Origin of the sequence: Guyparkeria sp. SB14A (genome assembly GCF_005096345.1) — a bacterium.
In the GTDB taxonomy this organism is placed as follows: domain Bacteria; phylum Pseudomonadota; class Gammaproteobacteria; order Halothiobacillales; family Halothiobacillaceae; genus Guyparkeria; species Guyparkeria hydrothermalis.
Map to the genome: position 1 here is coordinate 51,084 of NZ_SWAW01000006.1, position 25,655 is coordinate 76,738.

Sequence of the window (25,655 nt, forward strand, 5' to 3'; positions counted from 1 at the left end):
CACCCTGACTCAGACGTGGTCACGCGGACGACGGTGACGGCCGCTGGCCTCCGTGTCGGCCGGATGCAACCCGTCGCCCGGGGCGCCGGCCAACGCGAGCATGCGGGTCTCGACCCCGCCACGGACGCGGCAACGGAGCGACCAGGAATCGCCACGGCTCGCGCACCCGGTTCGGCCGCGCGGCAGACAGTGGACCATCCATCGCGGGGAGGCCAAAAAGCCAGCACATGGAACACACCGTTCTCACCGGAGTGATCATACTTCTGGCCGCGTCCGTCGTCGGACTGGCCGTATTCGCGCGACTCGGGCTGCCGGCACTGCTGGCCTATCTGGTCGTGGGCGTCATCGTTGGCCCCCACGGCCTGTCCTGGCTACCGCACACGGCAGACATCCACTTCCTTGGTGAATTCGGGGTGGTGCTGTTGCTGTTCACGATCGGCCTGGAATTTTCGCTGTCCCAACTGTGGTTGTTGCGAAAACAGGTCTTTGGCGTTGGCGGGGCGCAGGTCTCCGTCAGCGCCGCCGTCGGTGCCGGCCTGGCGTGGCTGTTTGGCGCTGAACCATCCGCCGCCTTCGTACTGGGCGGCGCCCTGGCGCTTTCCTCCACGGCCGTGGTCAGCCGGGAGCTGGCCCGCCGGGACGAGATCGGCCAGCCCCATGGCCGGCTATCGGTGTCGGTGTTGATATTCCAGGACCTGGCCGTTGTTCCCTTTCTGATCCTGATCCCGGTCCTGGGGGGTGATGCGGATACCGGGGCGTGGCAGGCAGTGACTGCGGCGCTCGCTCAGGGTGCGCTGGTCGTCGTACTGATGCTGGCGACGGGACGCTGGATCTTGCGACCACTGTTCCGCCGTCTGGTTGCCTACGGCTCCCAGGAGATCTTCCGGCTCACGGCGCTGCTGTTCGCCCTGGCGGCCGCCTGGGTCACCGAATACGCCGGGTTGTCGCTCGCGCTGGGGGCCTTTCTGGCCGGCGCCATGCTGGCGGAAACGGAGCACCGGCAGCAACTACAAATGGAGATCACCCCGTTCCGCGATGTGCTGCTGGGACTGTTCTTTGTCGTCATCGGCATGATGCTGGATCTGCAGGCCGTCGTGCGCTGGCTGCCCTGGGTGCTGCTGGCCCTAACCGTGCTTCTGCTCCTCAAAACGCTCACCACGACGCTCCTCGGCCGGATGCTGGGTGTGCCGAGGGGCACGGCCATGCACGCGGGCATCCTGTTGTCGCAGGGTGGCGAGTTCGGCCTTGTGCTGGCCACGCTGGCGGCGGCGGAAGGCCTCCTCGATGAGGCGGTGGTGCAGGTGATCCTGGCGACGATCATCCTCAGCATCGCCCTGACCCCGCTGCTCGCCCGATGGGCGGAACCATTGTCAGATCGGCTCTGCTTCGCGCACGGTCCGGCAAATCGATGATCGGTCCCGGGTGTCGCGCGTCCTCGACGACCAACATCCTCGTGCGGCTCTCCGATCCACGCAGGGCGTACTGCGCCTTCCGAGACCGCTGCCCACCCAGATTACCGCGTTGTAATCCCCGGGTCAGGCACGAGACAGACGGCAGGACTAGGGTTGGCGATAGGATCCAAGCATCAGGCGCGAGGAGTCTTCATCCGTCCCGCCTTGATCCTCAGCCAACGGGAGATTCGCCATGAGAGCGCGTTCCAGGACGTTGATCGCCGTCGTCAACGGCGCCGACCATAGGCGACGTTTCCAGCGGCCCAATGCAAGTGGCCAGGACCCGGCCCAGGGGTGCCAAGACCGACCATCGAGCCGGTTGCCTGATCAGACAATGACGGAGGAGTTGAAATGGATCGACGTCGCTTCCTGAAGAACAGTCTCGCCGCAGCAACTGCCGCAACGTGGGGCAGCGCCGCGACCGGAAGGGCCTGGGCGCGCCCGGCAGAGCGCCCGATGTTGCCCCTGCCCGGCCTGGTCGACGTGGAGAAAAGCGGTCGCCTCGACCTCACCGCACAGCAAGGTAGGCACACCTTTGGCTCAGGCACGGTCTCGTCCACGCTCGGCTACAATCAGGATTACCTCGGCCCGATCGTCCGGGCACAGCGCGGGCAGGACGTTGCGGTGCGATTGCTGAATGGGCTCGATGAGCCGCTGGCGACGCACTGGCACGGCCTGCTCGTCCCGGGTGAGGTCGACGGCGGCCCGCACCAGGCAATTGATCCCGGGGCCGTATGGGAACCCGTTCTTCCGATCGATCAACCCCCATCCACCGCATGGTTCCACGCCCATACCCATCCGCACACGGCCAGACAGGTCTACGCGGGACTCGCCGGCGTGTTCCAGATCGACGACGGGCGGGACGACGAGCGCGGCCTGCCGCACGAGCATGGCGTGGACGACTTCACCCTCGTCATCCAGGACCGGCGCTTCGACCCGTCGGGACGTCTGGACTATCGACTGGCCATGATGGACCGAATGCACGGCTTCCGGGGCGACCACATCCTGGTCAACGGCGCCCCCTACCCCCGCGCCCGGATGCCTCGCTCGATCGTCCGCCTGCGACTGCTGAACGGATCGAATGCCCGCATCTACCACCTACACTTCGACGATGGTCGCCCCATGCACGTCATCGCCAACGACTCGGGCTATTGGCCGAAGCCGGCGGCAGCCACCGAACTGCGTCTCGCCCCGGGCGAGCGCCTCGAAGTACTGGTCGACTTCCGCGACGGGCGAGAAGCCGAGCTGGTGACCGGCCCCGACCAGAACCAGGGCGGCCCGGGGATGATGGGCATGATGAGCGGCCTACGTTCGACCGCTTCTGCGCTTCTCGAAGGCGATATGCCGGTGCTGTCCTTCCACCCCGCTGGCGAGAAGGCCAAGGTCGACCGACTGCCAGAGACCATCGACGACGAACTGCCCGCGCCACCGACGGCATTCGCCCGGCGCCGTCACTTCACCCTCGACATGATGCTCGGCGGCATGCCGATGATGCGCGGCATGATGGGCGGAAGCGGCGGCCCGACCATGGGCATCAACGGCCGACCGTTCGACATGCAGCGCATCAACGAACAGGTAGGCCTTGGCACGACCGAGCACTGGACCATCGAGAGCAACATGCTGATGCACCCATTCCATATCCACGGGGTGCGTTTCCGGGTACTCACCGATGAGGCCGGACGTTCACCGCGGCTGGAGAACCGCGGCTACAAAGACACCGTGCTCGTGGATGGACGCGTCGAGGTTGCCGTGGACTTCACGCAACCGGCCAGCCGGGAAACACCCTTCATGTACCACTGTCACATCCTGGAGCACGAGGACGCCGGGATGATGGGGCACTTTAACGTTTCCTGACCGGTAGGCGGGCTCGCCACTGACATTCACCAACAATCCCGACGGGAGGAACGAACATGGACTACGCACATTTCATGGGATTCGGAGGCGGCTTCATGTGGATCATCTGGGTGCTCTTGATCGGAGTCGTCGTCTGGCTGCTTTTCGCCATCTCGCGACAGGATCGCTCCCTGGAATCCCCCAGCCCCAAGGAAATCCTCGACCGGCGGTATGCGAGAGGCGAGATTGACGACGAGACCTACGAGCGCATGAAAAAGGAGCTTGACTGACCCTCCTTGAATCGCTGGACGAGTCTGCGATTCACCAATGCCCGTTGGCGATCCAGCAAGGTGGCCACCCGAACCAGATTCGTCTCTGCCAACCAACCTCCCGCCGCACGCCTGGGCGTCCGCATGGCATCGAGCCACATAAAGTAGGCCGCCTGAACATCAGGCGGCCTTTTCTCTCTCAGACGAGGCGATAGTGGCCGTCAGTCGGCCCCGAGCGCTTTCTCCATACGCTTATGAGCCTCGATACGCTCCTCGGCCATCTTCTGCTGAAGATTACCGATCTCGCGCGACTTCTTCTTGATCGCCTCGTAATCCGGCTCGTCGGTCAATTGCAGGCGATAGAGCTCCCGCTGCCTCTCCTGCATCTTCTGCATGAGCTCGACCTGCTTGTCGTGCTGCTCCTCCTGAACATCCCGCAGGCGGTCGCGCTGCTGGTCGGTCAATCGCTGACCGCCCGCACCCCACTCGGGAACATAGCCACCACCATAACCGGGGCCCATCATCCCGGGACCGTAACCACCGCCTTGACCAGGGCCCATCATGCCGGGGCCGTAGCCTCGCATCATCATGCCGGGGCCATAGCTACTGCCCCGACCCATCATGCCGGGGCCATAGCCACCGCCGTAACCGGGCCCCATCATCCCCGGCTGACAACCACCTCGATAGCCGGGCCCCATCATGCCGGGGCCGTAACCACCACCCGGACCCATCATGCCCGGGCCATAGCCACTGCCGAAGCCGGGGCCATAAGGCCCGGAACCACCCATCATCCCGGAGCCGTACATGCCTTGCCTCGGCATGTGCTCATCGCTGAGGGCAGCAGGCGCCGCACCGGCGACAACAACAGCAAGGGCACAGGCGGACAGTTCGCGAACAAGTCTGACTTTTCTCATGACACTTCTCCCTCCTTCCGGATTGAAGGCCGTTTCGGATCTACGGAACGACGCCGCCGACCATAGCGATTGCTGTCGCCATAACTCAACGTGGTCAATCCCGCACATTCGAACCTTAGAAGCCCTGCCCGATGCTTCCCACTCCCCCCAAGCCATCTGACAAAAATGTAATCCGCCGGTCAGGCCGATGACAGAAAACCCGGCTGACAAAAACGTAATCCGTCGGTCAGGCGGGTGACAGGCCAGCGCACTAAAGTACTTGCAACGCATCGGGAGGCAGGCGCTTCCCCCACGCACCGCCATCAAGAGGACGACAGGCATGAACCGACGACAGACCCTGCTTGCACTCGCGCTGATGCCGCTGATGGCGAATGCAGCCGGCAATCATGGCGGCGGCCATCAGGAGACGACCGGCACGGCGGGCGACCCGGCACAGGTGGATCGCACCATCGAGGTCACGATGAGTGACCGGATGCGGTTCGACCCGGCGCGGATTGACGTGAAGGCCGGCCAGACCATCCGCTTTGCCGTGAAGAACACCGGCCAGCAGCCCCACGAAATGGTCATCGGCTCGCTCGACAAGTTGAAAGAGCATGCCGAGAAAATGCGCCGCAACCCCGGCATGAAGCATGAGGAACCCAACATGCTGCGGCTGGATGGCGGCGAAACGGGGGAGGTCATCTGGCACTTCGCCTCGCCGGGCGAGGTGGACTTCGCCTGCCTGATACCCGGGCATCTCGAAGCCGGCATGAAGGGGACCATCGACGTCCAGGCCGCGCCCTGACCCCCGGCCCGCGAAACGCCCCGCCACCGAATAAACCACGCTTTCCGTACGACGGAGGGAGACAACAATGGACCAGTACGAAACCCTGACCGGGAAGGGCCACTCTCGGCGCCGATTCCTGCGCAACGTCACATCCATGAGCGTCCTGGCGGCGCTGTACGGCTATGGTGGCGTGAGCCCGGCCCTCGCCTGGCCGCAGGTCGGCAACCATGAAGCCGAGCGCTTGGAGGATGGCGATACCGACATCTTCAACCTGGTGATCGATCGCACGCCGATGAAGATCGACGGCAAGCCGGCCAACCCGATCACCGTCAACGGCACCGTGCCGGGACCGGCGATCCGCATGCGCGAGGGCCGCAACGTCCGCATCCGGGTGCAGAACAAGCTCGATGAATGGACCTCGATCCACTGGCACGGAATCCTGCTGCCGTTCCAGATGGATGGTGTGCCCGGCGTGACCTTCGAAGGCATCCCGCCGAAGGACACCTTCGAGTACTACTACCCGCTCAAGCAGGCCGGCACGTACTGGTATCACAGCCACTCGGGCCTGCAGGAACAGCTGGGACACTACGGCCCGCTGATCGTCGAGCCGGCCGAGCCCGAACCGTTCGACTACGACCGCGACTACGTGATCATGCTGTCGGACTGGACCTTCGAGGATCCGCACGACGTCTTCCGCAACCTCAAGGTGGCCGAGGGCTACTACAACTACCAGAAGCGCACCGTCGAGGATCTGCTCGAGGACATTCAGAAGAAGGGCTGGTCGCAGACCATGCGCGAACGTGCCATGTGGGGCGAGATGCGCATGAGCTCGCGAGACCTGCTCGATGTCACCGGCAGCACTTACACCTATCTGGTCAACGGCCGCTCGCCCAACGACAACTGGACCGGCCTGTTCAAGCCGGGCGAGAAGATCCGCCTGCGCGTGATCAACGGTTCGGCGATGAGCTTCTTCGACGTGAGCGTTCCCGGCCTGAAGATGACCGTGGTGCAGGTCGACGGCCAGAACGTCGAGCCGGTGCCGGTCGACGAGTTCCGCATCGGCGTGGCCGAGACCTACGACGTGATCGTCGAGCCGGACGACCAGCAGGCCTACACCATCTTCGCCGAGGCCATGGATCGCAGCGGCTTCGCGGCCGGCACGCTGGCCACCGAGGTCGGCCTGACCGCCGAGATCCCCGAGCCACGCTCCATCCCGTCGCGCGGCATGGAGGCCATGGGCATGGACATGAGTAACATGGACATGGGTGGCATGGACATGGGCAACGGCGGCATGGAGATGGGTGACCAGTCCGGTGGCATGGACATGGGCGGCCAGTCATCCGGCATGCAAGGCGACCAGGCCATGACCGGTCAGACGTCGCATGCCGGCATGGCGATGAACAATGACGATCCCGCCAAGGGCGGCATGAACATGGCCATGGACTCGAAAGGAGGCAAGGCACCCTGGCCGCTGGCCGATCGCGACATATCGCACGGTCCGGACGATCATGGCCCCGGCGCGGCGATGGTCGCCCGGAGTCCCGGCAACCGGTTGAACGATCCCGGCATCGGCCTGAAGAGCACGCCGGAGCACAAGGTGCTCGTCTACGACGACCTCAAGGCACTGGCGCCCTGGCCCGACCCCCGCGAGCCGGAACGCGAGATCGAACTTCATCTCACCGGCAACATGGAACGCTACATGTGGTCGTTTGACGGCGAAAAGTTCTCCGAGGTGGATGGCCCGATCCAGTTCCACCATGGCGAACGGCTGCGGCTGATCCTGGTGAACGACACCATGATGGATCACCCGATCCACCTGCATGGGATGTGGATGGAGCTCGAGAACCAGCACGGCGATCTGCGGCCACGCAAGCACACCATTTCCGTGAAGCCCGGCGAGATGGTCTCCGCGCGGATCACCGCCGACGCCCCGGGGCACTGGGCGTTCCACTGCCACCTGCTCTATCACATGAAGGCCGGCATGTTCCGCGTCGTATCCGTCGCCTAACGTTTCAGAGGAGCACAATTGATGATCACCAACCGACACCTTTATATGACCGTTGGCGGCCTGATGAGCGCGACTCTGCTGGCCGTCATGCCCCTCGCCGCCACGGCCGATGGCCAGGCGCCGTTTGCCGTTGAAAAGGGCTGGGCGCCTCCGGTGGGCGACGAGCCGCATGGACGATTCCTGATCGATCGTCTCGAATACGCCGCCGGCGACGACGAGGACAGCGTCAACCTCGAGTTCAAGGGGTGGTACGGCGGCGACTACAACCGGATCTGGATCGAAGGCGAGGCCGAGGACGTCGTCTCCGGTGGCAGCGGCGGGGCCATCGAGAATCTCGACCTGCTCTACGGCCGACTGATCTCGCCGTACTGGTCCGTCCAGGCCGGTGTGGGCTACCAACTCGAATACGGCCCAGGGCCCGATCCCGACCGCGGTTACGCCGTGCTCGGCCTGCAAGGTCTCGCCCCCTACTGGTTCGAAGTGGACACCAACCTGCGCCTAAGTGAGGACGGCGATGCCTGGGCCGACTTCGAGGCCGAGTACGACTTCCTGCTGACCCAGAGGCTCGTCCTGCAGCCGCGCTTCGGCACCATGGTCGCCTTCGACGAAGTCGAGGAATTCGGCGTCGGCCAGGGCATCAACAACGTCAAGCTGGGCTTGCGCCTGCGTTACGAGATCAAACGCGAGTTCGCACCCTACGTCGGCGTGAGCTGGAACAAGAAGCTCGGCGACACCGCCGACATGGCCGAGGCCGAAGGCGAGGACACCGGTGACTTCCGGGTGCTCGCCGGCGTGAGGATGTGGTTCTAGGTCGACCGCAGGCGACCGATCCTCAACCCACCGGCCCGTTGCCGGTGTGACCCGCGCACCCGCGGACCCCGGGGGCGTGCCGTTTCCGTCCGCATCCGGGCACGATCGCCACCGGTGTGCTTGAGTAGTCCCACCACCATTGAATGACGACCGAGGAGACCGCGATCCATGAGCCAGGACTCTCCGTCCGTCCATGCGCATCATCACCATGACAGCCGTGAGCATGACCATTCGGGTCACGATCACTCGGGCCATCATGGCGGCCACCATGGCGGGCATGACCACGGCGCGATGATCGCCGACTTCCGGCGCCGCTTCTGGGTCTCGCTGGCCCTGACGGTGCCGATCCTGCTGCTCTCGCCGATGATCCAGGGCTTTCTGGGCCTGGAGGCCGCCCTCGACTTCCCCGGCGACCGCTACCTGCTGTTCGCCCTGTCGATCGCGGTGTTCTTCTACGGCGGCTGGCCGTTCCTCACCGGGCTGGTCTCCGAGCTCCGCGGGAGGGCGCCGGGGATGATGACCCTGATCGCCCTGGCCATCAGCGTGGCCTTCCTCTACTCCTCGGCCGTGGTCTTCGGCCTGTCCGGACGCATGTTCTTCTGGGAGCTGGCCACCCTGGTCGACGTGATGCTGCTGGGCCACTGGATCGAGATGCGCTCGATCATGGGGGCCTCCGGGGCACTGGAGGCACTGGTCAAGTTGATGCCGGCCACCGCCCATCGCCTGACCGACAGCGGTGATACCGAGGACGTGCGCGTCGACACCCTCGAAAAAGGCGACCGGGTGCGGATCAAGCCCGGTGAGAAGATCCCCACCGACGGGCTGATCGTCGAGGGCCGCTCGAATCTCAACGAGTCGCTGCTGACCGGCGAATCCAGGCCCGTGAGCAAGGGACCGGACGACGAGGTCATCGGCGGGGCAATCAACGGTGAGGGCTCCCTGACCATCGAGATCCAGCGCACCGGCGAGGCGACCTACCTCGCCCAGGTCATCGAGATGGTGAAGAAGGCCCAGGCCTCGCGCTCGCGCACGCAGGACCTGGCCAACCGCGCCGCCGCCTGGCTGACCTACATCGCCCTGACGGTGGGGGCGATCACCCTGATCACCTGGCTGATCCTCGGCTACGCCTTCGACTTCTCGCTCGAACGCATGGTCACCGTCATGGTGATCACCTGCCCGCACGCCCTGGGACTGGCCATCCCGCTGGTCATCGCGGTATCGACCAGCAAGGCGGCCCGCAACGGCCTGCTGATCCGCGATCGGGCCGCTTTCGAGCGGGCGCGGAACACCGACGTGTTCGTCTTCGACAAGACCGGCACGTTGACCGAGGGGCGCTTTGGTGTCAGCGACGTGGTGCCCCTGGGCGACCGCGACGAGAACGAGGTGCTGGCGCTGGCCGCGGCACTCGAGTCCCGATCTGAGCACCCGATCGCCGTGGGCATCACCGAGGCGGCCGCCGAACGCGACATCGCGCTGTCGGAGACGAGCGATTTCGAGAACCTGCCCGGTGAGGGGGTGCAGGCGCAGGTGGACGGTGCCAGCGTGCGGATCGTGAGCCCGGGCTATCTCGAGCGCGAAGGCATCGCCATCGACGACGACCGGATCGAGCGACTCGCCGAGCAGGGCAAGACGGTGGTCTTCGTCCTGGTAGACAACCAGCCGGCCGGCGCCATCGCCCTGTCGGACATCGTCCGCGAGGTCTCTCGCGAGGCGGTCGACCGGCTCCGAGCCATGGGCATGCAGTGCATGATGCTCACCGGCGACTCCCAGCCCGTGGCGAAGGCGGTGGCCGACGAGCTGGGGCTGGACGACTTCTTCGCCGAGGTGATGCCCGACCAGAAGGCCACGCGCATCCGCGAGCTCAAGGAGAAGGGCCTGTCGGTGGCCATGGTGGGCGACGGCGTCAACGACGCCCCGGCGCTGACCGAGGCGGATCTCGGCATCGCGATCGGCGCGGGCACCGACGTGGCGGTCGAGTCGGCCGACATCGTGCTGGTCAACTCCGACCCGCGCGACGTCGCCACCGTCACCGAGCTCTCGGCGGCCACCTACCGCAAGATGATCCAGAACCTCTGGTGGGCGGCCGGCTACAACATCGTGGCCATCCCGCTGGCCGCGGGCGTGCTCTACGGCGTGGGCTTTCTGATGCCCCCGGCCATCGGCGCGGCGGTGATGTCGGTCTCCACCATCGTGGTCGCGATCAACGCCAAGCTGCTGGAACGGTTCCAGCCCGCCTCAGGTCCGACCCATGAACGCCGTTTGGTCGACTCGGCTGCATAGCCGCCGAGACCACCGACAAACACTCAGGTGGAGGCTGCAATGCCAAGTGCGAACATTTTCCTGGAATCGACGATCACCTGCCCCGAGTGCGGCCATTCGCAAACCGAGACCATGCCGACCGACGCATGCCAGTGGTTCTATGAATGCGTTGGGTGCCAGACCTTGCTACGCCCGACGCCGGGCGACTGTTGCGTGTTCTGCTCTTACGGCAGCGTGCCATGCCCACCGATCCAAGGCGACTACGGATGTTGCGAAGCAAAACCCAACAGAACTTGAGCGGGGCCTCCACTTCGTTCAAGTCCACGTAAACGGATCGTTCGGATCCACATTCTGCTTGCGAGTCTTGCGAAGCTTCTTCTTTCCGCTTGGCGGTGTCGGCAACGACCTCGGTAAAACGTCTAGAAAAAGCATGAGGCAAGTCCCCCGTCTCAGGATGGGGGCTATTGTCCGTTAACGAATGGCGTCACCTGCGCTACGACATCCCCGCGTTCGGGGACGTCCGCACGGACGTGTCTTTCGGGTGACCGCCACCACAAGGCCATGACGATCGATTCCGAAGGCCTACACCGGGGACCAGGATGAGCAAAGAGAACGACAGATCGACCACCTACCAGGAAGGGAGCCTCACCCTGCCCGGAGCGGTGATGCTGGGCACTGGCGTCATGATTGGTGCCGGCATCTTTGCCCTGACGGGGCAAATGGCTGAGATGACCGGCGTGCTGTTTCCCCTCGCCTTTCTGTCCGCGGCGGTCATTGTGGGCTTCAGTGCCTATTCCTATATAAAAATCTCGAACACCTGGCCATCTGCCGGCGGCATTGGCATGTACCTCTACAAGGCCTACGGAAACCGTTTGCCGACAGCATTCAATGCCTTGTTGATGTATTTCTCGATGGTCATCGCTCAAAGCTTCCTTGCACGAACCTTCGGATCGTATTCCGTGCAACTTTTCGGTGGAGATGGATCCGGCAGATTGGTATCCATTCTCGGCGTGTCACTCATTATCGCCGCCTTCCTGATCAACCTACTGGGCAACCGCCTCATTCAGGGAGTTGCCTCGCTCATCGGCATTCTCAAGATCGGCGGCATTTTACTCTTCGGCCTGGTGGGGGTCTGGCTCGCTGACAGCATCACCGTTGATTTCTCGAGCACCGGTGAGGCGGGAACCATCGGGAATTTTCTCGGCGCCACCGCGCTGGGCATCCTGGCCTTCAAGGGTTTCACCACGATTACCAACAGTGGGTCCGAAATAAGCGACCCCCATCGAAACGTCAGCCGCGCGATCGTTATTTCCATCGCCGCCTGTGTCGTCATTTACACCCTGGTTGGCTTTGTCGTCGCCAGCAATCTGTCATTGGCCGAAATCATAGAAACGAGAGACTATTCACTGGCGGCAGCAGCTCGACCTGCCCTGAGCGAATACGGTGTTTGGTTCACGGTCATCATCGCGATGATGGCGACGGCGGGCGGCATCCTCGCAAGCATCTTCGCCGTCTCACGCATGCTTGCAATGCTGACCGAGATGAAACTGGTTCCTCACCGGCATTTCGGGATGCCTGGTAGCATCCAGAAACATACCCTGGTTTACACCGTCGTCCTGGGGATCCTCCTGACGGCGTTTTTCGATCTTTCCCGGATCGCGGCCTTAGGCATCGTCTTTTACCTGGTCATGGACATCGCTATCCAGTGGGGTGTGCTTCGTTATCTAAAGACAGAGGTAGATGCGCGGGCATGGGTTCCCGCTATGGCCATTTTCCTGAACCTGCTCGCTCTGTTGGGCTTTGTCTGGGTGAAACTCAACACGGACCCGTTTGTGCTCGGCGTGGCGGTAGCCGCGATGATTGCCATCGCGGCAGCGGAGTGGTTTTTCCTGCAAAGGGTCTGGGGACGAAGTCACTCGGACGACGAAGAGAAACGCACGCCCGAGCATCACGATTAAGTGACCGATCACCGACTTGATATGTCGATCGACGCAGCCGGTTCAGACGACCCAAGAGAAGAAGCCATGCCCAACGGCATGATCACCCTCCAGTCGGCAATCACCTGTCGAGCATGTGGGCACTCAGCAACTGAGACCATGCCCACTGACGCCAGTCAGTAGCTCCACGAGTGCCAGAACTGTGGGGTGCTGCAACCTGTCCTTCCCCAGACCATCCGATCCGGAGTCCTCCCATCTCGTCGCATCCAATCTCATCTCATATCATCTGATATCAACTCATATCTGAGGGGATTACACCGAATCCGCGGATCTCACCCAACTGCGCCCCCTCATGGATACCCATGACAATTTGCCTGAAGGGCCGACCGACCCCGAACGACCTCAATGAACCGCGTGAGCCGACTGCCGAGGACGACCGGGTCCTGGCTTGGCCACTGGATGTGAGGATTGCGCCGGCATCAGCGGCTCCCTGAGCCATACCTCGATGGCGACAAGCGAGGTGACTCGGAGGTCACCCATGCGACGGAGAAAGGGAAGATCTGGGGCGTGACGTCGTAGGGTCGCGACCGAAATATCCAGAAAGTCAATGATCGTCTGGTCACCGACCAGGAATCCGACATTCGTTGACGGACGGCTTGGCAGGCAAGCCCAGGCAGGCATCGTCAAAGCGGCATCGCCGGATGCCTCGGATCGTCGGAATGTTGGGCCTTCCGACTCCTCCACCTGCACACTGCCTTGGCCAACTAGGTGCGCCGTCCAGCCCATCAGCGCGGTATCCGAAGTGATTCGCTTCTCCCCGATCCGGCGAATCACCGAGAGCTCGTCCGCATGTCGGTGGACGTGGACCACGGAAACGTTCAGAACCTCGACAATCGCCTGGTCGCCCGTGTAGATGGTGGTCATCGAAAGATCTCCTGTTAGTGGGTGAGACCCATTAGCGGACGACAGGATTTGGCGAGGAGAGGGAGACTGAAAAGGAGGGCTTCGCGCTGCCGCGTGAAATCCACACAGCAATGACGACGAGTTGCTCAGGCTGGACTTGGTTGAGACCAATCAACCCAATCAAGGGCCGTCAGGAGGCCGCCGCGCACGAGCCGAACCTGTGTTACCTGACTTGGGAAGGCAGGCTCAGAGGTCGCGAAGGGCCACCGGCACGGTTTCCTGCCCGTCGGACAGGCGGGCATCGGCGATGGCGTTCGACCCTTGGTCCTCCGCCATCTCGACCAGTTGCTCATAGATGTCAGGCGGCACGCAGTAGAAGACCTTCTGATCGCGATGCAGGATCCTGACCGGGTGCCCCTCGGCCTCCTCAAGGACCTTTATCGGGTTTTTCTTCAGCTCACTGATGCTGGCTACCAAGCTCGTCATGATTCGCACCTCGCGATCGTCTCAACCATCAATTAGACAGGTCTCCCCGCGGGATGCAAGCCAACAAAAAGGCCCCGCCCGGTTCGCTCCAGGATCGCCCTTGATGGACGTCCTGGCCGACCGTCTGGCGGGGCCTTCTCTGCCTCTTTTGAGGCCTGCACGCGTGTGCATTCTGTGTGCAAAACGTGTGCAAATCGGTTGATTTCGAGTGATATCTGGTGATGGCGTCAGCTATAGGAAACGCCCGAAATCAAGGACTTGTGGTGCCGGAGAGAGGAGTCGAACCCCCGACCTTGTCATTACGAATGACCTGCTCTACCAACTGAGCTACTCCGGCGCGGGACCGGGCATTCTTGTCGTTTTCCTCTGGCTTGTCAATTCGCTACCGGCGCGGCCTTTTCGAGCTCGCCGATCATGCGATTGCGGGCCGCATACAGTCGTTTCTCGAGCGCCGGGCGGCGTGTTTCCCAGTCACGCCACATCGCCTCGAACTGGGCGTCCTGCCAGGCCGAGAGCCGGATGATGTCGTCGCGCACGCCGGCGAAGGTCTGAGTCAATGGCCGGGCCTGCTTGCCGGGACGGGCGAGCGGGGCGGGCAGCGTGTCGGTCAACAGCCAGCCGCCGTAATCGGCCAGGTGCGCGCGGAAGACCACCAGGTCGTGCAGGTCGCCCAGCCAATCCTGGATGGTCTTGAGGTCGACCAGCATGGGGTCGACCGCAGCAAAGGGCTCGTTCATGGGTTCGATCAAATAGCGCAGATGCTTGACCTGGATGCGTGCGGCGTGGAACCCCGAACGACCGACCGACAGGTCCCGCTCGATGTACTCGGTCATCATGGCGACCTGGCTCGCGAACCAGCGGTCGAACGGCATAGTGTCCTTGCGTGCCCGCGGCTTGAGGCCGGGCTTGACGTCGAACACCAGCTCGACGTCCGCCGGCTGACGTGCCTCGGCGAGACGACGTATCCGAGCCGCGACATCGGCGCCGTCGGCATCCCGGGCCACGCGATCGAGCAATTCCAGCATCACCTCGTGATCACGCATCGGGCTGCTGGCCCTAGCCAGCGCCTTGAGGCGCCGCCGTGTCGACTTACGCGTTCGAACCACGTCGCGCGACAACCGCAACCAGACACGCAGGCGCCGCAACTCGACCCGCAGATCGTGCAGGGCCTCGGGATCATCAGCGGCCGCCTCTAGATAATGGACCCAGGCGCGACGAAAAACACCCTGCTGGGCGCGAATGAGCACGGCAGCGACCTCGCCGGCCGGCTGGGCGAGGAAATCGGCATCCAGTTGCCGAGCGTGCTTCTTGGCCTGCCCCATACCCTTCTCCTCCGGCCCTTCTCCTCCGGCATTGGTGGCGGAACTCCGAGCCCCTGACTCATGTCTTCCCCGAGGCGGCATGCCGCCGGCTGAGTCGGAACGATGCCGAGCGCTATCGGATTCGTGCCGACCTTCCCTTCCGTCTATCATGGCCCACCGACCGCCATCCATCAAAGACTTGCCGCCATGTCCCGTCCCCTGCTCCATCTCAACCACGGTCATCTATCCGCCACGCTGTCCGGACTGGTCCTGCTCGGCGTTCTGAGCCCGGCCACTGCCCAAACCGCCGTGCCCGACTGGTCGGCCTGCGCCAAGATCGATGCCGACACGGAACGGCTGGCCTGCTTTGATCGACTGGCCTCGAGCGGACCGGTAGCGATCGAGAACGACACCACCAAGAACGACACCGCGAAACCCGGGGCATGGGAACCGTCACCCAGCAGCACGCAGGAAACACCTGTCGCCGACTCTGGGATGGAGGACAATGAGACCATCCCGCTGATCAACGAGTCCGAGCCGGTTGCCCTGGAGCGACGACTGCAGTCCGAGCAGTCGGGCGAGCGCAATCCGTTCGTGATGCGCAGCTACAAGCCCAACTACATCATGCCGGCGACCTACACGCCGACCGACCTGTCGCGTGACGTGTACGACTTCGAGCCACAGCACGCCGAGACCAAGTTCCAGCTCTCGTTCCAGTTCGACTGGTTCGAGGACCCGTTCGGCCCCAATACCGCGCTGTATTTCGGCTACACGCAACTGTCGCTCTGGCAGACCTACAACACCAAGCTGCTGGGCGAGGAGCAGGATGCCTCCTCCCCGTTTCGCGAGACCAACTACGAGCCGGAGGTGGGCCTGACCATCGACACGGACTTCTCGCTGGCCGGTCTGACCTTCAAGCGCAATCGACTCTCGCTGATCCATACCTCCAACGGCCAGGGCGGCGAGCGGTCGCGCAGCTGGAACCGGCTCGCCGCCAGCACCTCCTTCGGCCGCGGCAACTTCGCCGGCCGGCTGCGCGCCTGGTACCGGCTGCCCGAGGCCGACGAGGACGAGAACCCGGACATCACCGACTACATGGGCTATGGCGACCTGCTGCTGGCCTACAAGTGGAACGAGCAGACCATTGCCGCCACACTGCGCAACAACCTCGACTTCGCCAACAACAAGGGTGCGATCCAGGTGGACTACAGCTTCCCGCTGTCCAAGCGCGTCAAGGGCTATGTGCAGTACTTCAATGGCTACGGGGAAAGCCTGATCGACTACAATCGCTCGGTCAGCCGCATCGGCGTGGGCATCGCCCTGACCGATTGGCTTTGATCCACCCGTGTTTGCCCCGTAATTGCCACTGCCCCATGATTTCCACCACCCTGCGCTTCAGCGCCGAGACCGTGATCAACCGGCTCATCGAGCGCGACGCGACGGCGCGCGCCCGCCTGGCCGCCCTGGCGGGGCTGGTGATCGCCGTCGAGATCGAACATCCCCCTCTCACGATCACCATCACGCCCACCACCAAGGGGCTGATGTGGCGCATGGGCGATGACCTCACCCCGGATGCACGCATCCACACCAGCGGCCCGGCATTGCTTGCCGCCCTGCAAAGCGAACACCACTCGGACTCATTGTTCACCGGCGACCTCGCGATCGAGGGCGACGAGCAGGCAGCCACCCGCCTGCTGCGCGCCCTGAGCGAGCTCGACATCGACTGGGCCGACTGGCTGGCCGAGAAGATCGGCGTCTCGGCCGCGGGCGTGATCGAACAGGTCGCCCGCAAGGCACGCCGCACGGCCGCCGAATGGCGCGAGACCCGCCGTATCGAGCAACACGACTACCTCGTCCACGAGGCACGACTCGTCGCCGACGACTTCGACCTGCCGGCGTTCCTGGAAGGGGTGGACGAAACGCGTGCGGCGGTCGAGCGTCTCGAACGACGCATCCAGCGACTCGAGACCGCCGCGCCCCCACACGCCACACCCGCCACCAAGGAGGCCTGATGCGACCCCGACTGCTCTGGCGCCTGGTGGTAATCCAGTTCGTGCTGCTGCGCCACGGTCTCGACGAGATCGTGCTGGCGCTCAAGATCTTCCGCCCGATCCGGTTTCTGAAGTTCGTCTCGCCCTGGTACTGGTTCTCCAACAACCGCCAGCGCACGCGTGGCGAACGGCTGGTCGCGGCACTCGAGGACCTCGGGCCGATCTTCGTCAAGTTCGGCCAGATGCTCTCCACCCGGCGCGACCTGCTGCCGCCGGATCTCGCCGAGGCCCTCTCGGCCCTGCAGGATCGGGTCCGCCCCTTCCCCGCCGAAATCGCCCGCCAGCGCATCGAGGCGGCCCTCGGCGCCTCGGTCACCGAGCATTTCGCCCGCTTCGAGGCCGAACCGCTGGCCTCGGCCTCCATCGCCCAGGTGCATGCCGCCACCCTGGACGACGGCCAGGAGGTGATCGTCAAGATCACCCGGCCCGGCATTCACCGGCGCATCCGCAGTGATCTCGAGATCCTCTACACCGTGGCGCGGCTGGCGGAGCGCTACTGGTCGGAAGGCCCGCGCCTGCACCCGGTGGAGGTGGTCACCGAATTCGACAAGACGTTGATGAACGAGCTCGACCTGCAGCGCGAGGCGGCCAACGCCGCCGAATTGAAGCGCCAGTTCGAGGGCTCACCGATGCTCTACGTGCCGGCGGTCTACTGGGACTGGTGCCGCACGGACGTGCTGGTCCAGGAGCGTATCCACGGCATTCCGATCGCGCGCACCGATCTCTTGCGCGCGGCGAACGTCAACATGCAGCGGCTGGCCGAACGCGGCGTGGAGGTGTTCTTCACCCAGGTGTTCAAGCACAATTTCTTCCACGCCGACATGCACCCGGGCAACATCTTCGTCGACGCGAGCGACCCGGAGCAGCCGCGTTACATGGCGGTGGACTTCGGCATCGTCGGCTCGCTGATGCCCGAGGACCAGCGCTATCTGGCCGAGAACTTCCACGCCTTCTTCAACCGCGACTACCGCCGCGTGGCCGAGCTGCACGTCGAGTCCGGCTGGGTGCCGAACACGACGAGGGTCGAGGAGTTCGAGGCGGCCATCCGCACGGTCTGCGAGCCGATCTTCCAGAAGCCGTTGCGCGAAATCTCCTTCGGCCACTTCCTGCTGCGTCTGTTCCAGGTCGCGCGCCAGTTCGACATGGAGGTCCAGCCGCAACTGGTCCTGCTGCAGAAGACCCTGCTCGCCATCGAGGGGCTGGGCCGGGAGCTCTACCCGGACCTCGACCTGTGGCAGACCGCCAAGCCGTTCATCGAACGCTGGATGCGCGAGCGCATCGGCCCCAAGGCCTTCCTCGAACGCTTCAAGGACGAGCTGCCCTACCTCAACCAGCACCTCTCCGAACTGCCGCGCCTGTCCATCCAGGCCATGCAGCAGGTCCACCGCCAGTCAGACCTCCTGGAAGGGCAGCAGCGGGAACTGGCATCACTGCGCCACGAGGCCCACCGTGACCGCTTCCGCAACCGCCTGACGCTCATCGGTGCGCTGCTGCTGGTGGTGTTCCTCGCCACGCAGGGCGCGCGCATCGAGCAGGAAGGCCTCATGGCCTTGTCGTGGATCGGTTGGGCGGAACTCGTGGGTGCCGTCGGCTTTCTCTTCGCCGGCTTGCGGCGCTGAACGCTGGACGAGAGGGTCGGCAGGGCGGTCTCGGCGTTCATCCCCGGCGAGGGCAGGCCACCTGCTCGATCTTGCCATCGCGGCTAAAGCCGCTCCTACGCGCTCCCTCTTCCGGCATCTAGCGGATAGCCTTGAGCTTCCAAACAAAAACCCCCGCAGCCATCGGCGACGGGGGTTTTTTGGTTCCGCGAGGGCGGATGGGTCAGTCGTTGCCCATCAGCTGCTCGAGGATGGCCGGGTTCTCCAGGGTGGAGGTATCGCCTTCCGGCGGCTCGCCCTTGGCGATGCCGCGCAGCAGGCGGCGCATGATCTTGCCCGAGCGGGTCTTGGGCAGGTTGTCGCCGAAGCGGATGTCGTCCGGCTTGGCGATCGGCCCGATCTGCTCGGTGACCCAGTCGCGCAGGGTCTTGACCATGGCCTCGGCGGCCTCGCCCTGCGGGCGGTCGCCCTTGACCACGACGAAGGCGACGATCGACTCGCCCTTCACGTCGTGCGGACGGCCCACCACGGCGGCCTCGGCCACGTCCGGGTGCGCCACCAGCGCCGACTCCACTTCCATCGTGCCCAGGCGGTGGCCCGAGACGTTGATGACGTCGTCGATGCGGCCCATGATCCAGATGTAGCCATCTTGGTCACGACGCGCGGAGTCGCCCGCCAGGTAGTAGCCCGGCAGGTTGTCCGGGAAGTAGGTGCGCTTGAAGCGCTCGTCGTCGCCCCAGATGGTGCGCAGCATCGACGGCCACGGCTTCTTGATCACCAGGTTGCCGCCACTCTCGGTCGGCACCTTCTTGCCGTGATCGTCGACCACGTCGGCCATGATGCCCGGCAGCGGCAGGGTGCAGGAGCCCGGCACCAGGTCGATCGCGCCCGGGATCGGGGCGATGGCGTGGGCGCCGGTCTCGGTCTGCCACCAGGTGTCGGTGATCGGGCAACGACCGCCGCCGATGACCTGGTGGTACCAGACCCAGGCCTCCGGGTTGATCGGCTCGCCGACCGTGCCCAGCAGACGCAGGCTGGAGAGGTCGTACTTGTTCGGCACCTCGTCGCCGAGCTTCATCAGCGCGCGGATGGCGGTCGGCGCGGTGTAGAAGACGCTCACCTTGTGGCGCTCGACCATGTCCCAGAAGCGGCCGCCGTCCGGGTAGGTCGGCACGCCCTCGAAGACCACCTGGGTGACGCCCAGCGCCAGCGGGCCGTAGGTGACGTAGGTGTGGCCGGTGATCCAGCCCACATCCGCGGTGCACCAGTAGACGTCGTCGTCATTGAGGTCGAAGACCCAGGAGCAGGTCATCGCCGCGTTGACGAGGTAACCGCCCGAGGAATGCACGATGCCCTTGGGCTTGCCGGTGGAACCGGAGGTGTAGAGGATGAACAGCGGGTGCTCGGCCTCGACCATCACCGGCTCGCACTCGGCCGGCTGACCGTCGATGGCCTCGGCCCAGGTCATCTCCTTTGCGCTGGAGGTGCCGGTGGCCACGCCGCCGATGTGCTCGAGCATGATGACGGTCTCGACCGACGGGCAGCCGTGCTCGAGCGCCTTGTCGACCTGGCCCTTGAGGGTGACCTTCTTGCCGCCGCGCATGTTGCCGTCGGCGGTGATCACCATCTTGGCGTCGGTGTCGTTGATGCGATCGCGCAGCGCCTCGGCGGAGAAGCCGCCGAAGACCACCGAGTGGATCGCGCCGATGCGCGCGCAGGCGAGCATGGCCACGGTCGCCTCGGGAATCATCGGCAGGTAGATGATGACGCGATCGCCCTTGCCAATGCCCTGGGCCTTCAGGCCGTTGGCGAAGCGCGCGACACGGTCGTGCAGCTCCTGGTAGGAAATATGGCTGACGGTGCCGTCGTCCGCCTCACCGATAATGGCGGTCTTGTCCGCCTTCTCCGGCAGGTGACGGTCGATGCAGTTGACCGAGACATTCAGCTTGCCGTCGGCAAACCACTTGAAGAACGGCGCGTCCGAATCGTCCAGCGTCTGGGTGAACGGCGTATCCCAGGTGACGAACTCGCGCGCGAGTCGCGCCCAGAAGCCCTCGAAATCTTGCTCGGCCTCTGCGACCAACGCGTCATAGGCCGCACGCGACCCGATTCTCGCCCGGTCGGAAAATTCCGCTGACGGCGAGAAGACGCGATTCTCGCTCAGAATGGACTCGAGGTTATCCATAAAGACTCCATCGGTATTCGTGAATCGGTAGTCATGGCGCCCGCACACGGGCAGGCGCCGCCCCGGCCCGAACGAGGTCGACCCAAGGGCCCGGGGCAATCGCACCGCGCAAGATTAGCAAAATTCGCCGCGGGGCTGGGAAACGCCACGCCAGTAGGCCGTCAACTTAGCGCGTGATTCCTGAACGCATCCCCAAGTTTTGCTGCCAAGTGATTGCCGGGAAAGGGTTTCGACGAGACGAAAACCAGTTATGCACAGAAGCTGTGGACAACCTCGTGGAAAACGCGCCGACAACCTCCCCGGACAACGCCCCATCAGGCAGTTGCGCGAATTGCGTATTTTTTGACCAGCACCAACCCACCCCGAACGCGGAATATATAACTGTTTGTTATTACAACCTTTCTCTCACACCCGCCCCGCGAGACCACTTTCCCTGACAAAGCCCTTGGCGCGTCGCCGGTGGCTGTGATAAGCGGCGCCCCAAGCCGGACTGATTGTGGATAAAAAAGTGGAAAACCCGTCGGAAAAGTGGGGAATCCATCCGGTTTCATCGCCAGATCAAGCGGTTCGCTCCCCAGAGAGCTCCCGCACGATTCGGGGGCGCCTCTGGCCGACCGACATATTCGCAATCCAGGTGCCGTGCCGAAGATGGGGCAAGAGCAATAACCCAGGGAGATAACCCAAGGCGACAACATAGGGAGCGGCGAAGGGGCAACACCGAGCAAGGACATGCCTTCTAGGCCCATGTAGACGACTCGCTAAATCGAGTCGCGCCGCGTTTCCTTGGAACCGAACTCTCCCCGCATAATGGAGGCATGACCCCGAGACACCGCCAGGCACAAGCATGCAGGACGACGAACTGATCACGGCCTTTGTCGAGGCGCTGTGGCTGGAGGAGAACCTGGCCGAGAACAGCCGGGCGGCCTATCGCCGCGACCTCGAACTGGCCGCGCGTCGGCTGTCGGGGGACGAAGCCACCGACGAGAGCCGTGCCCTGGTCGTGGCGAGCGGCGAGGCCCTCAACCGCCTGCTCGGCGAGCGGCTCAGCGAGGGGGCCGCTCCGCGCTCGGTGGCGCGCATGCGCTCGGCCCTGCGGCGGTTCTATGCCTGGGCAAACCGCGAGGGCCTGATCCAGCCCAATCCGGCCGCCGACCTGCCGGCACCTCGTCGCCCGCGCAGCCTGCCCACCGACCTGAGCGAGGCGGACGTCGAGGCCCTGCTCGATGCCCCCGATACTGCCAGCCCACTGGGACTGCGCGACCGGGCCATGCTGGAGACCCTGTACGCCACCGGCCTGCGGGTCTCGGAGCTGGTCGACCTGACGCTCAACGAGATCCACCTGGCCCACGGCCTGGCACGCATCACCGGCAAGGGCGGACGCGAGCGCCTGGTGCCGATCGGCGACGAGGCGATCGACTGGCTGCGCCGCTACCTCGGCGAGGCGCGCCCGGCGTTATTGGGCGAGCGCCAGGTAAACGCGGTCTTCGTCACCAACCGGGCCGCGCCGCTGACGCGCCAGGCCTTCTGGTACCGACTCAAGCACCACGCGCGCCACGCGGGGCTGGCACGCCTGCCCTCGCCCCACACCCTGCGCCATGCCTTCGCCACCCACCTGCTCAACCATGGCGCCGACCTGCGGGCCCTGCAGATGCTGCTGGGCCACGCCGACCTCTCCACCACCCAGATCTACACCCACGTCGCCACGGCTCGGCTGCAGGCGCTGCACGCCGAGCACCACCCGCGCGGATGACGATGTGTCGGGCCGCCCCCGCCTGGAAAATCCCGATCGCCCACGGTGGGCGATCTGGATTCAACCCAGCCCCCGGTGGTGTCACAATGGCTGGCTGATGGAACCCGGACGGCCTTCGAGCATCCAATTCGATCCGTCGGACCCCATATCCGGACACGACCATACAAACCCAGGTTGATTACACGATGCGAAACACAGGCTTCCCCCTAGCCACCCGTCGCGGCCTGACGGCCCTGCCCCTTGCCATCGCCATGAGCATGGGGGCGACCTCGGCCATGGCCGCCGACCCGGCCAGCGACAAGGACGCGATCACCGCCAGCATCCAGAAGCACATGCCCGGCGTGCCGATCGACTCGATCGAGGAAACCCCCGCCCAGGGCATCTACGAGCTCAACTCCAATGGCCAGATCGCCTACGTCACCGCCGATGGCAAGTACCTGATCGCCGGTGACCTGATCGACGTGGAGAACCGGCAGAACCTCACCCAGGGCAAGCAGGACGCGCAGCGACTCGCGACCCTCAAGGACATCGGCGAGGAGCGCAAGCTGGTCTACCCCGCCGAGGGCGAAACCAAGCACGCGATCACCATCCTTACCGATCCGACCTGCCCGTTCTGCGACAAGTTGCACAAGGAACTGCCCAAGCTGCGCGAGGCCGGCGTCGAGGTCACCTACATCCTCACCCCGCGCCAGGGACCGGGCTCCAAGGGTTTCGAGCTGTCCTCCAGGGTGGCTTGCGCCGACGACCCGAAGGAGGCCCTGGAGCGGGCCATGAAGGGCAACTCGGTTGATGCCGAGGCCTGCCGCAACGACATGATCGAGGAAAACATGGCCCTGTCCAGCCGTCTCGGCATGAGCGGTACGCCCTACACGATCCTGCCCAATGGCGCGGCCATGCCCGGCTACCGCCCGGCCAACGTGATGCTGCAGGCGATCGAGCAAAGCGGCGGGTAAGCCAACCCACCTCTCTCGACGAGACGAGACGACATGCCCCGCGCCCCCTCAGCGCGGGGTTTTTGTTTGTCGCTCCGCAGACGAAGCGTCTCGGGATCATGACCACGGCAAGGGTCGTCAAGCCATTGACGATCCGGCGACCCTCAAGTATCCACACCTCGCGCAGACCGCGCCCCGCCAACGCGCCTCGCCTCCGGCACGATTCTGGCTAGTCATGCCCTGACACGCGGCGACGTGGACGAAATGTCACGCGTTTCGCTAAAGTCGGGCGCCTCCCGACCGATAGAACGACACAAGAAGATCGAGATCCCGTCATGGCCACGCCCACCCGTCACTGCGGAGGTGACAGGTCGGCGTCGACGACGGGCAACTCGAGCCACCACAGGAGCATTGCCACCACCATGACGATCAAGGCCAAACTCATCCTGCTCGTGGTCCTTGCCGGCGCCGCCACGGTCGGCACCAGCCTGTTCGGCATCTACGCCGAGCTCAAGGGGCACGAGCTCGCCGAGAAGAACCACGAATTGCGGATCATGCCGATCAATCACGTCGGCACGTCGGTGCAACTGCTCAACCAGATGACCACCCAGTCGCTGCTGGCGCTGCAACACGATCCGGAAGGCCGAACCGCGGCGATGCATGCCCACGGCATCGACCAGCACATGGACATCATCCGCAACAACCTGGCGGCTCTGGAGGAGGTCAACGCCAAGATCGCCGCGATCCAGCATCGCCAGACCGAGTCCAACGAGGCCCAACAGGCGCTGTTCGCCACCCAGGAGGAATTGGTCAACGTCGCCTTCCGGCCGCTGATCGAGAAACTCGAGGAGGGCAACTACGTCGGCGCCCAGGCCCTGCTGATCCTCACCCTCACCGAGGTACTGCCGCGCTTCGAGGAGGCGGCAAGCACCTACGAGGGCATCCTGCGCGACAACATGGAGGAAGAGCTTGCCCGCACCAGCGAGCGTGTCGAGCAGGACGTATTGATTTCGATCGGCATCACGTTAATCAATGTGCTGATCATCATCGCGATCGCGGCCTGGATCATCCATGGCGTCACCCGCGGACTGAAGGCGGCCGACCGGTTTGCCACCAACTTCGCCGAGGGCAACCTCAACGAGCCGGTGACGCTCGACAGCCGTGACGAGATCGCCGAGATCATCACGCACATGAACACCGCGCGCGAATCGCTGCGCGAGACCCTCAAGCGCATCGGCGAGGCCTCCGAGCAACTGGCCTCGGCGGCCGAGGAAACCTCGGCGGTCTCCGAGCAGACCGATCGTGGCGTGGCGCGCCAGATGCAGGAAATCGAGCAGGTCGCCGCGGCCATGAACCAGATGACCGCTACCGTCGAGGACGTCGCCCGCAATGCCTCGGATGCCTCCAGCAGCGCTCAGGCGGCCAATGATTCGGCCAAGCACGGCCAGACCATCCTCGGCAACGCCGTCAACGCGGTGGGCATCCTGTCCGACGAGATCCGCCAGTCCTCCGAGACCATCGACTCGCTCAAGGCCGAGTCCGAGGAAATCGGCAAGGTGCTCGACGTGATCGGTGCGATCGCCGACCAGACCAACCTGCTGGCGCTGAACGCGGCGATCGAAGCGGCCCGCGCCGGCGAGCACGGTCGCGGCTTCGCCGTGGTCGCCGAGGAAGTGCGGGCGCTGGCCTCGCGCACCCAGGGCTCCACCGAGGAAATCCACGGCATGATCGACCGGCTGCAATCGCGTTCGACCGCCGCAGTGGCGGCGATGCAGCGCGCCCACAACCAGGTCGATCACAGCACCCAGGCCATGTCGGAGACCGAGGCGGCCCTGGGCGAGATCGCCAACGGGGTCAACGGCATCAACGACCTCAATTTCCAGATCGCCAGCGCCGCCGAGGAGCAGAGCGCCGTGGCCGAGGAGGTCAATCGCAACGTGCAGACCATCTCGCAGATCAGCGAGGAATCGGCACAGGGCGCCACCCAGACCAAGACCGCCTCGGCCGAGCTTGCCCGACTCGCCGAGGAACTGCAGGCGCGGCTGGCCGGTTTCAAGCTGTAGCCTCCGCCGTCGCGAACGCCGAAACGTAACGACCCGCCTCACGGCGGGTCTTTTTCGTGACGTTTGCCTCGCAGGATGACAACAAGCCGCGTGATGGACGATGGACATGCTGCAGCCACCACACCGAACGGCTAGTCTT

General features: G+C 64.5%; 20 protein-coding genes and 1 tRNA gene. 15 read left to right on the plus strand and 6 right to left on the minus strand.

Features of this window, described 5'->3' with window-relative positions:
* The first annotated feature begins 227 nt into the window (after positions 1-227).
* The 3 genes from FAZ79_RS04085 (at position 228) to FAZ79_RS04095 (ending at position 3,574) form a co-directional block, all read left to right on the plus strand.
* Entirely contained in the window at positions 228-1,412 is a 1,185-nt protein-coding gene (locus tag FAZ79_RS04085; protein ID WP_136866708.1) for a cation:proton antiporter, read from the plus strand.
* A 390-nt stretch (positions 1,413-1,802) separates the two neighbouring features.
* Positions 1,803-3,305, plus strand: a complete 1,503-nt coding sequence (locus FAZ79_RS04090; RefSeq protein WP_136866709.1) for a multicopper oxidase domain-containing protein — start codon at positions 1,803-1,805, stop codon at positions 3,303-3,305.
* A gap of 56 nt (positions 3,306-3,361) precedes the next feature.
* The gene (locus tag FAZ79_RS04095; RefSeq protein WP_136866710.1) at positions 3,362-3,574 is read left to right on the plus strand and encodes an SHOCT domain-containing protein; all 213 of its coding nucleotides are present in this window, start codon (positions 3,362-3,364) and stop codon (positions 3,572-3,574) included.
* 200 nt (positions 3,575-3,774) lie between these two features.
* Here the strand turns inward: FAZ79_RS04095 and FAZ79_RS04100 are convergent, their stop codons facing one another.
* On the minus strand, positions 3,775-4,467 hold the full coding sequence (locus FAZ79_RS04100; RefSeq protein WP_169303568.1) for a periplasmic heavy metal sensor: 693 nt from the start codon (positions 4,465-4,467) through the stop codon (positions 3,775-3,777).
* A 319-nt stretch (positions 4,468-4,786) separates the two neighbouring features.
* On the opposite strand from FAZ79_RS04100, the gene FAZ79_RS04105 reads away from it, so the two are divergent.
* From FAZ79_RS04105 to FAZ79_RS04130, 6 genes are all read left to right on the plus strand, one after another.
* Positions 4,787-5,251 (plus strand): cupredoxin family protein, encoded by a 465-nt coding sequence (locus tag FAZ79_RS04105; protein WP_136866712.1) that lies wholly within the window; start codon positions 4,787-4,789, stop codon positions 5,249-5,251.
* Between the two features lie 67 nt (positions 5,252-5,318).
* A complete protein-coding gene (locus FAZ79_RS04110; protein ID WP_136866713.1) occupies positions 5,319-7,241 on the plus strand; it encodes a copper resistance system multicopper oxidase in 1,923 nt (640 codons plus the stop codon).
* A 63-nt stretch (positions 7,242-7,304) separates the two neighbouring features.
* Positions 7,305-8,051 (plus strand): copper resistance protein B, encoded by a 747-nt coding sequence (locus FAZ79_RS04115; protein WP_211238789.1) that lies wholly within the window; start codon positions 7,305-7,307, stop codon positions 8,049-8,051.
* Between the two features lie 168 nt (positions 8,052-8,219).
* Entirely contained in the window at positions 8,220-10,331 is a 2,112-nt protein-coding gene (locus tag FAZ79_RS04120; RefSeq protein ID WP_136866714.1) for a copper-translocating P-type ATPase, read from the plus strand.
* Positions 10,332-10,370: 39 nt separating this feature from the next.
* Positions 10,371-10,607, plus strand: coding sequence for a GDCCVxC domain-containing (seleno)protein (locus tag FAZ79_RS11650; protein WP_136866715.1), 237 nt, complete (start codon positions 10,371-10,373; stop codon positions 10,605-10,607).
* A gap of 302 nt (positions 10,608-10,909) precedes the next feature.
* The gene (locus tag FAZ79_RS04130) at positions 10,910-12,268 is read left to right on the plus strand and encodes an APC family permease (protein ID WP_136866716.1); all 1,359 of its coding nucleotides are present in this window, start codon (positions 10,910-10,912) and stop codon (positions 12,266-12,268) included.
* Between the two features lie 381 nt (positions 12,269-12,649).
* Here FAZ79_RS04130 and FAZ79_RS04135 read toward each other — a convergent pair whose 3' ends face one another.
* The 4 genes from FAZ79_RS04135 to FAZ79_RS04150 form a co-directional block, all read right to left on the minus strand.
* Positions 12,650-13,171, minus strand: a complete 522-nt coding sequence (locus FAZ79_RS04135) for a hypothetical protein (protein WP_136866717.1) — start codon at positions 13,169-13,171, stop codon at positions 12,650-12,652.
* Between the two features lie 225 nt (positions 13,172-13,396).
* Positions 13,397-13,636 (minus strand): type II toxin-antitoxin system Phd/YefM family antitoxin, encoded by a 240-nt coding sequence (locus FAZ79_RS04140; protein WP_136866718.1) that lies wholly within the window; start codon positions 13,634-13,636, stop codon positions 13,397-13,399.
* 261 nt (positions 13,637-13,897) lie between these two features.
* Positions 13,898-13,973, minus strand: a tRNA-Thr gene (locus FAZ79_RS04145).
* 37 nt (positions 13,974-14,010) lie between these two features.
* On the minus strand, positions 14,011-14,958 hold the full coding sequence (locus FAZ79_RS04150) for a CHAD domain-containing protein (protein WP_169303569.1): 948 nt from the start codon (positions 14,956-14,958) through the stop codon (positions 14,011-14,013).
* Between the two features lie 186 nt (positions 14,959-15,144).
* Between FAZ79_RS04150 and FAZ79_RS04155 the strand changes: the two genes are divergently transcribed.
* The 3 genes from FAZ79_RS04155 to ubiB are packed head-to-tail and all read left to right on the plus strand — an operon-like array spanning position 15,145 to position 18,607.
* Positions 15,145-16,275 carry a phospholipase A gene (locus FAZ79_RS04155; RefSeq protein ID WP_169303570.1) on the plus strand — a complete coding sequence of 377 codons (1,131 nt, stop codon included), beginning with the start codon at positions 15,145-15,147 and terminating at the stop codon, positions 16,273-16,275.
* 35 nt (positions 16,276-16,310) lie between these two features.
* Positions 16,311-16,949, plus strand: coding sequence for an SCP2 sterol-binding domain-containing protein (locus tag FAZ79_RS04160; RefSeq protein WP_136866721.1), 639 nt, complete (start codon positions 16,311-16,313; stop codon positions 16,947-16,949).
* Complete coding sequence (ubiB, locus tag FAZ79_RS04165) at positions 16,949-18,607, plus strand: ubiquinone biosynthesis regulatory protein kinase UbiB (protein ID WP_136866722.1); 1,659 nt, start codon at positions 16,949-16,951, stop codon at positions 18,605-18,607. The genes FAZ79_RS04160 and ubiB overlap by 1 nt, the downstream gene beginning before the upstream one ends.
* Positions 18,608-18,809: 202 nt before the next feature.
* Here the strand turns inward: ubiB and acs are convergent, their stop codons facing one another.
* Positions 18,810-20,771, minus strand: a complete 1,962-nt coding sequence (gene acs, locus FAZ79_RS04170; RefSeq protein ID WP_136866723.1) for an acetate--CoA ligase — start codon at positions 20,769-20,771, stop codon at positions 18,810-18,812.
* Between the two features lie 844 nt (positions 20,772-21,615).
* Here acs and xerD point away from each other — a divergent pair.
* The 3 genes from xerD to FAZ79_RS04185 all read left to right on the plus strand — a co-directional run bounded on the left by xerD (position 21,616) and on the right by FAZ79_RS04185 (position 25,516).
* The gene (xerD, locus tag FAZ79_RS04175) at positions 21,616-22,521 is read left to right on the plus strand and encodes a site-specific tyrosine recombinase XerD (protein ID WP_136866724.1); all 906 of its coding nucleotides are present in this window, start codon (positions 21,616-21,618) and stop codon (positions 22,519-22,521) included.
* A 185-nt stretch (positions 22,522-22,706) separates the two neighbouring features.
* Complete coding sequence (locus FAZ79_RS04180; RefSeq protein WP_136866725.1) at positions 22,707-23,474, plus strand: DsbC family protein; 768 nt, start codon at positions 22,707-22,709, stop codon at positions 23,472-23,474.
* Positions 23,475-23,875: 401 nt separating this feature from the next.
* Positions 23,876-25,516: a methyl-accepting chemotaxis protein gene (locus FAZ79_RS04185; protein WP_136866726.1), complete on the plus strand. Its 1,641-nt coding sequence runs from the start codon at positions 23,876-23,878 to the stop codon at positions 25,514-25,516.
* The last annotated feature ends 139 nt before the right edge of the window (positions 25,517-25,655 follow it).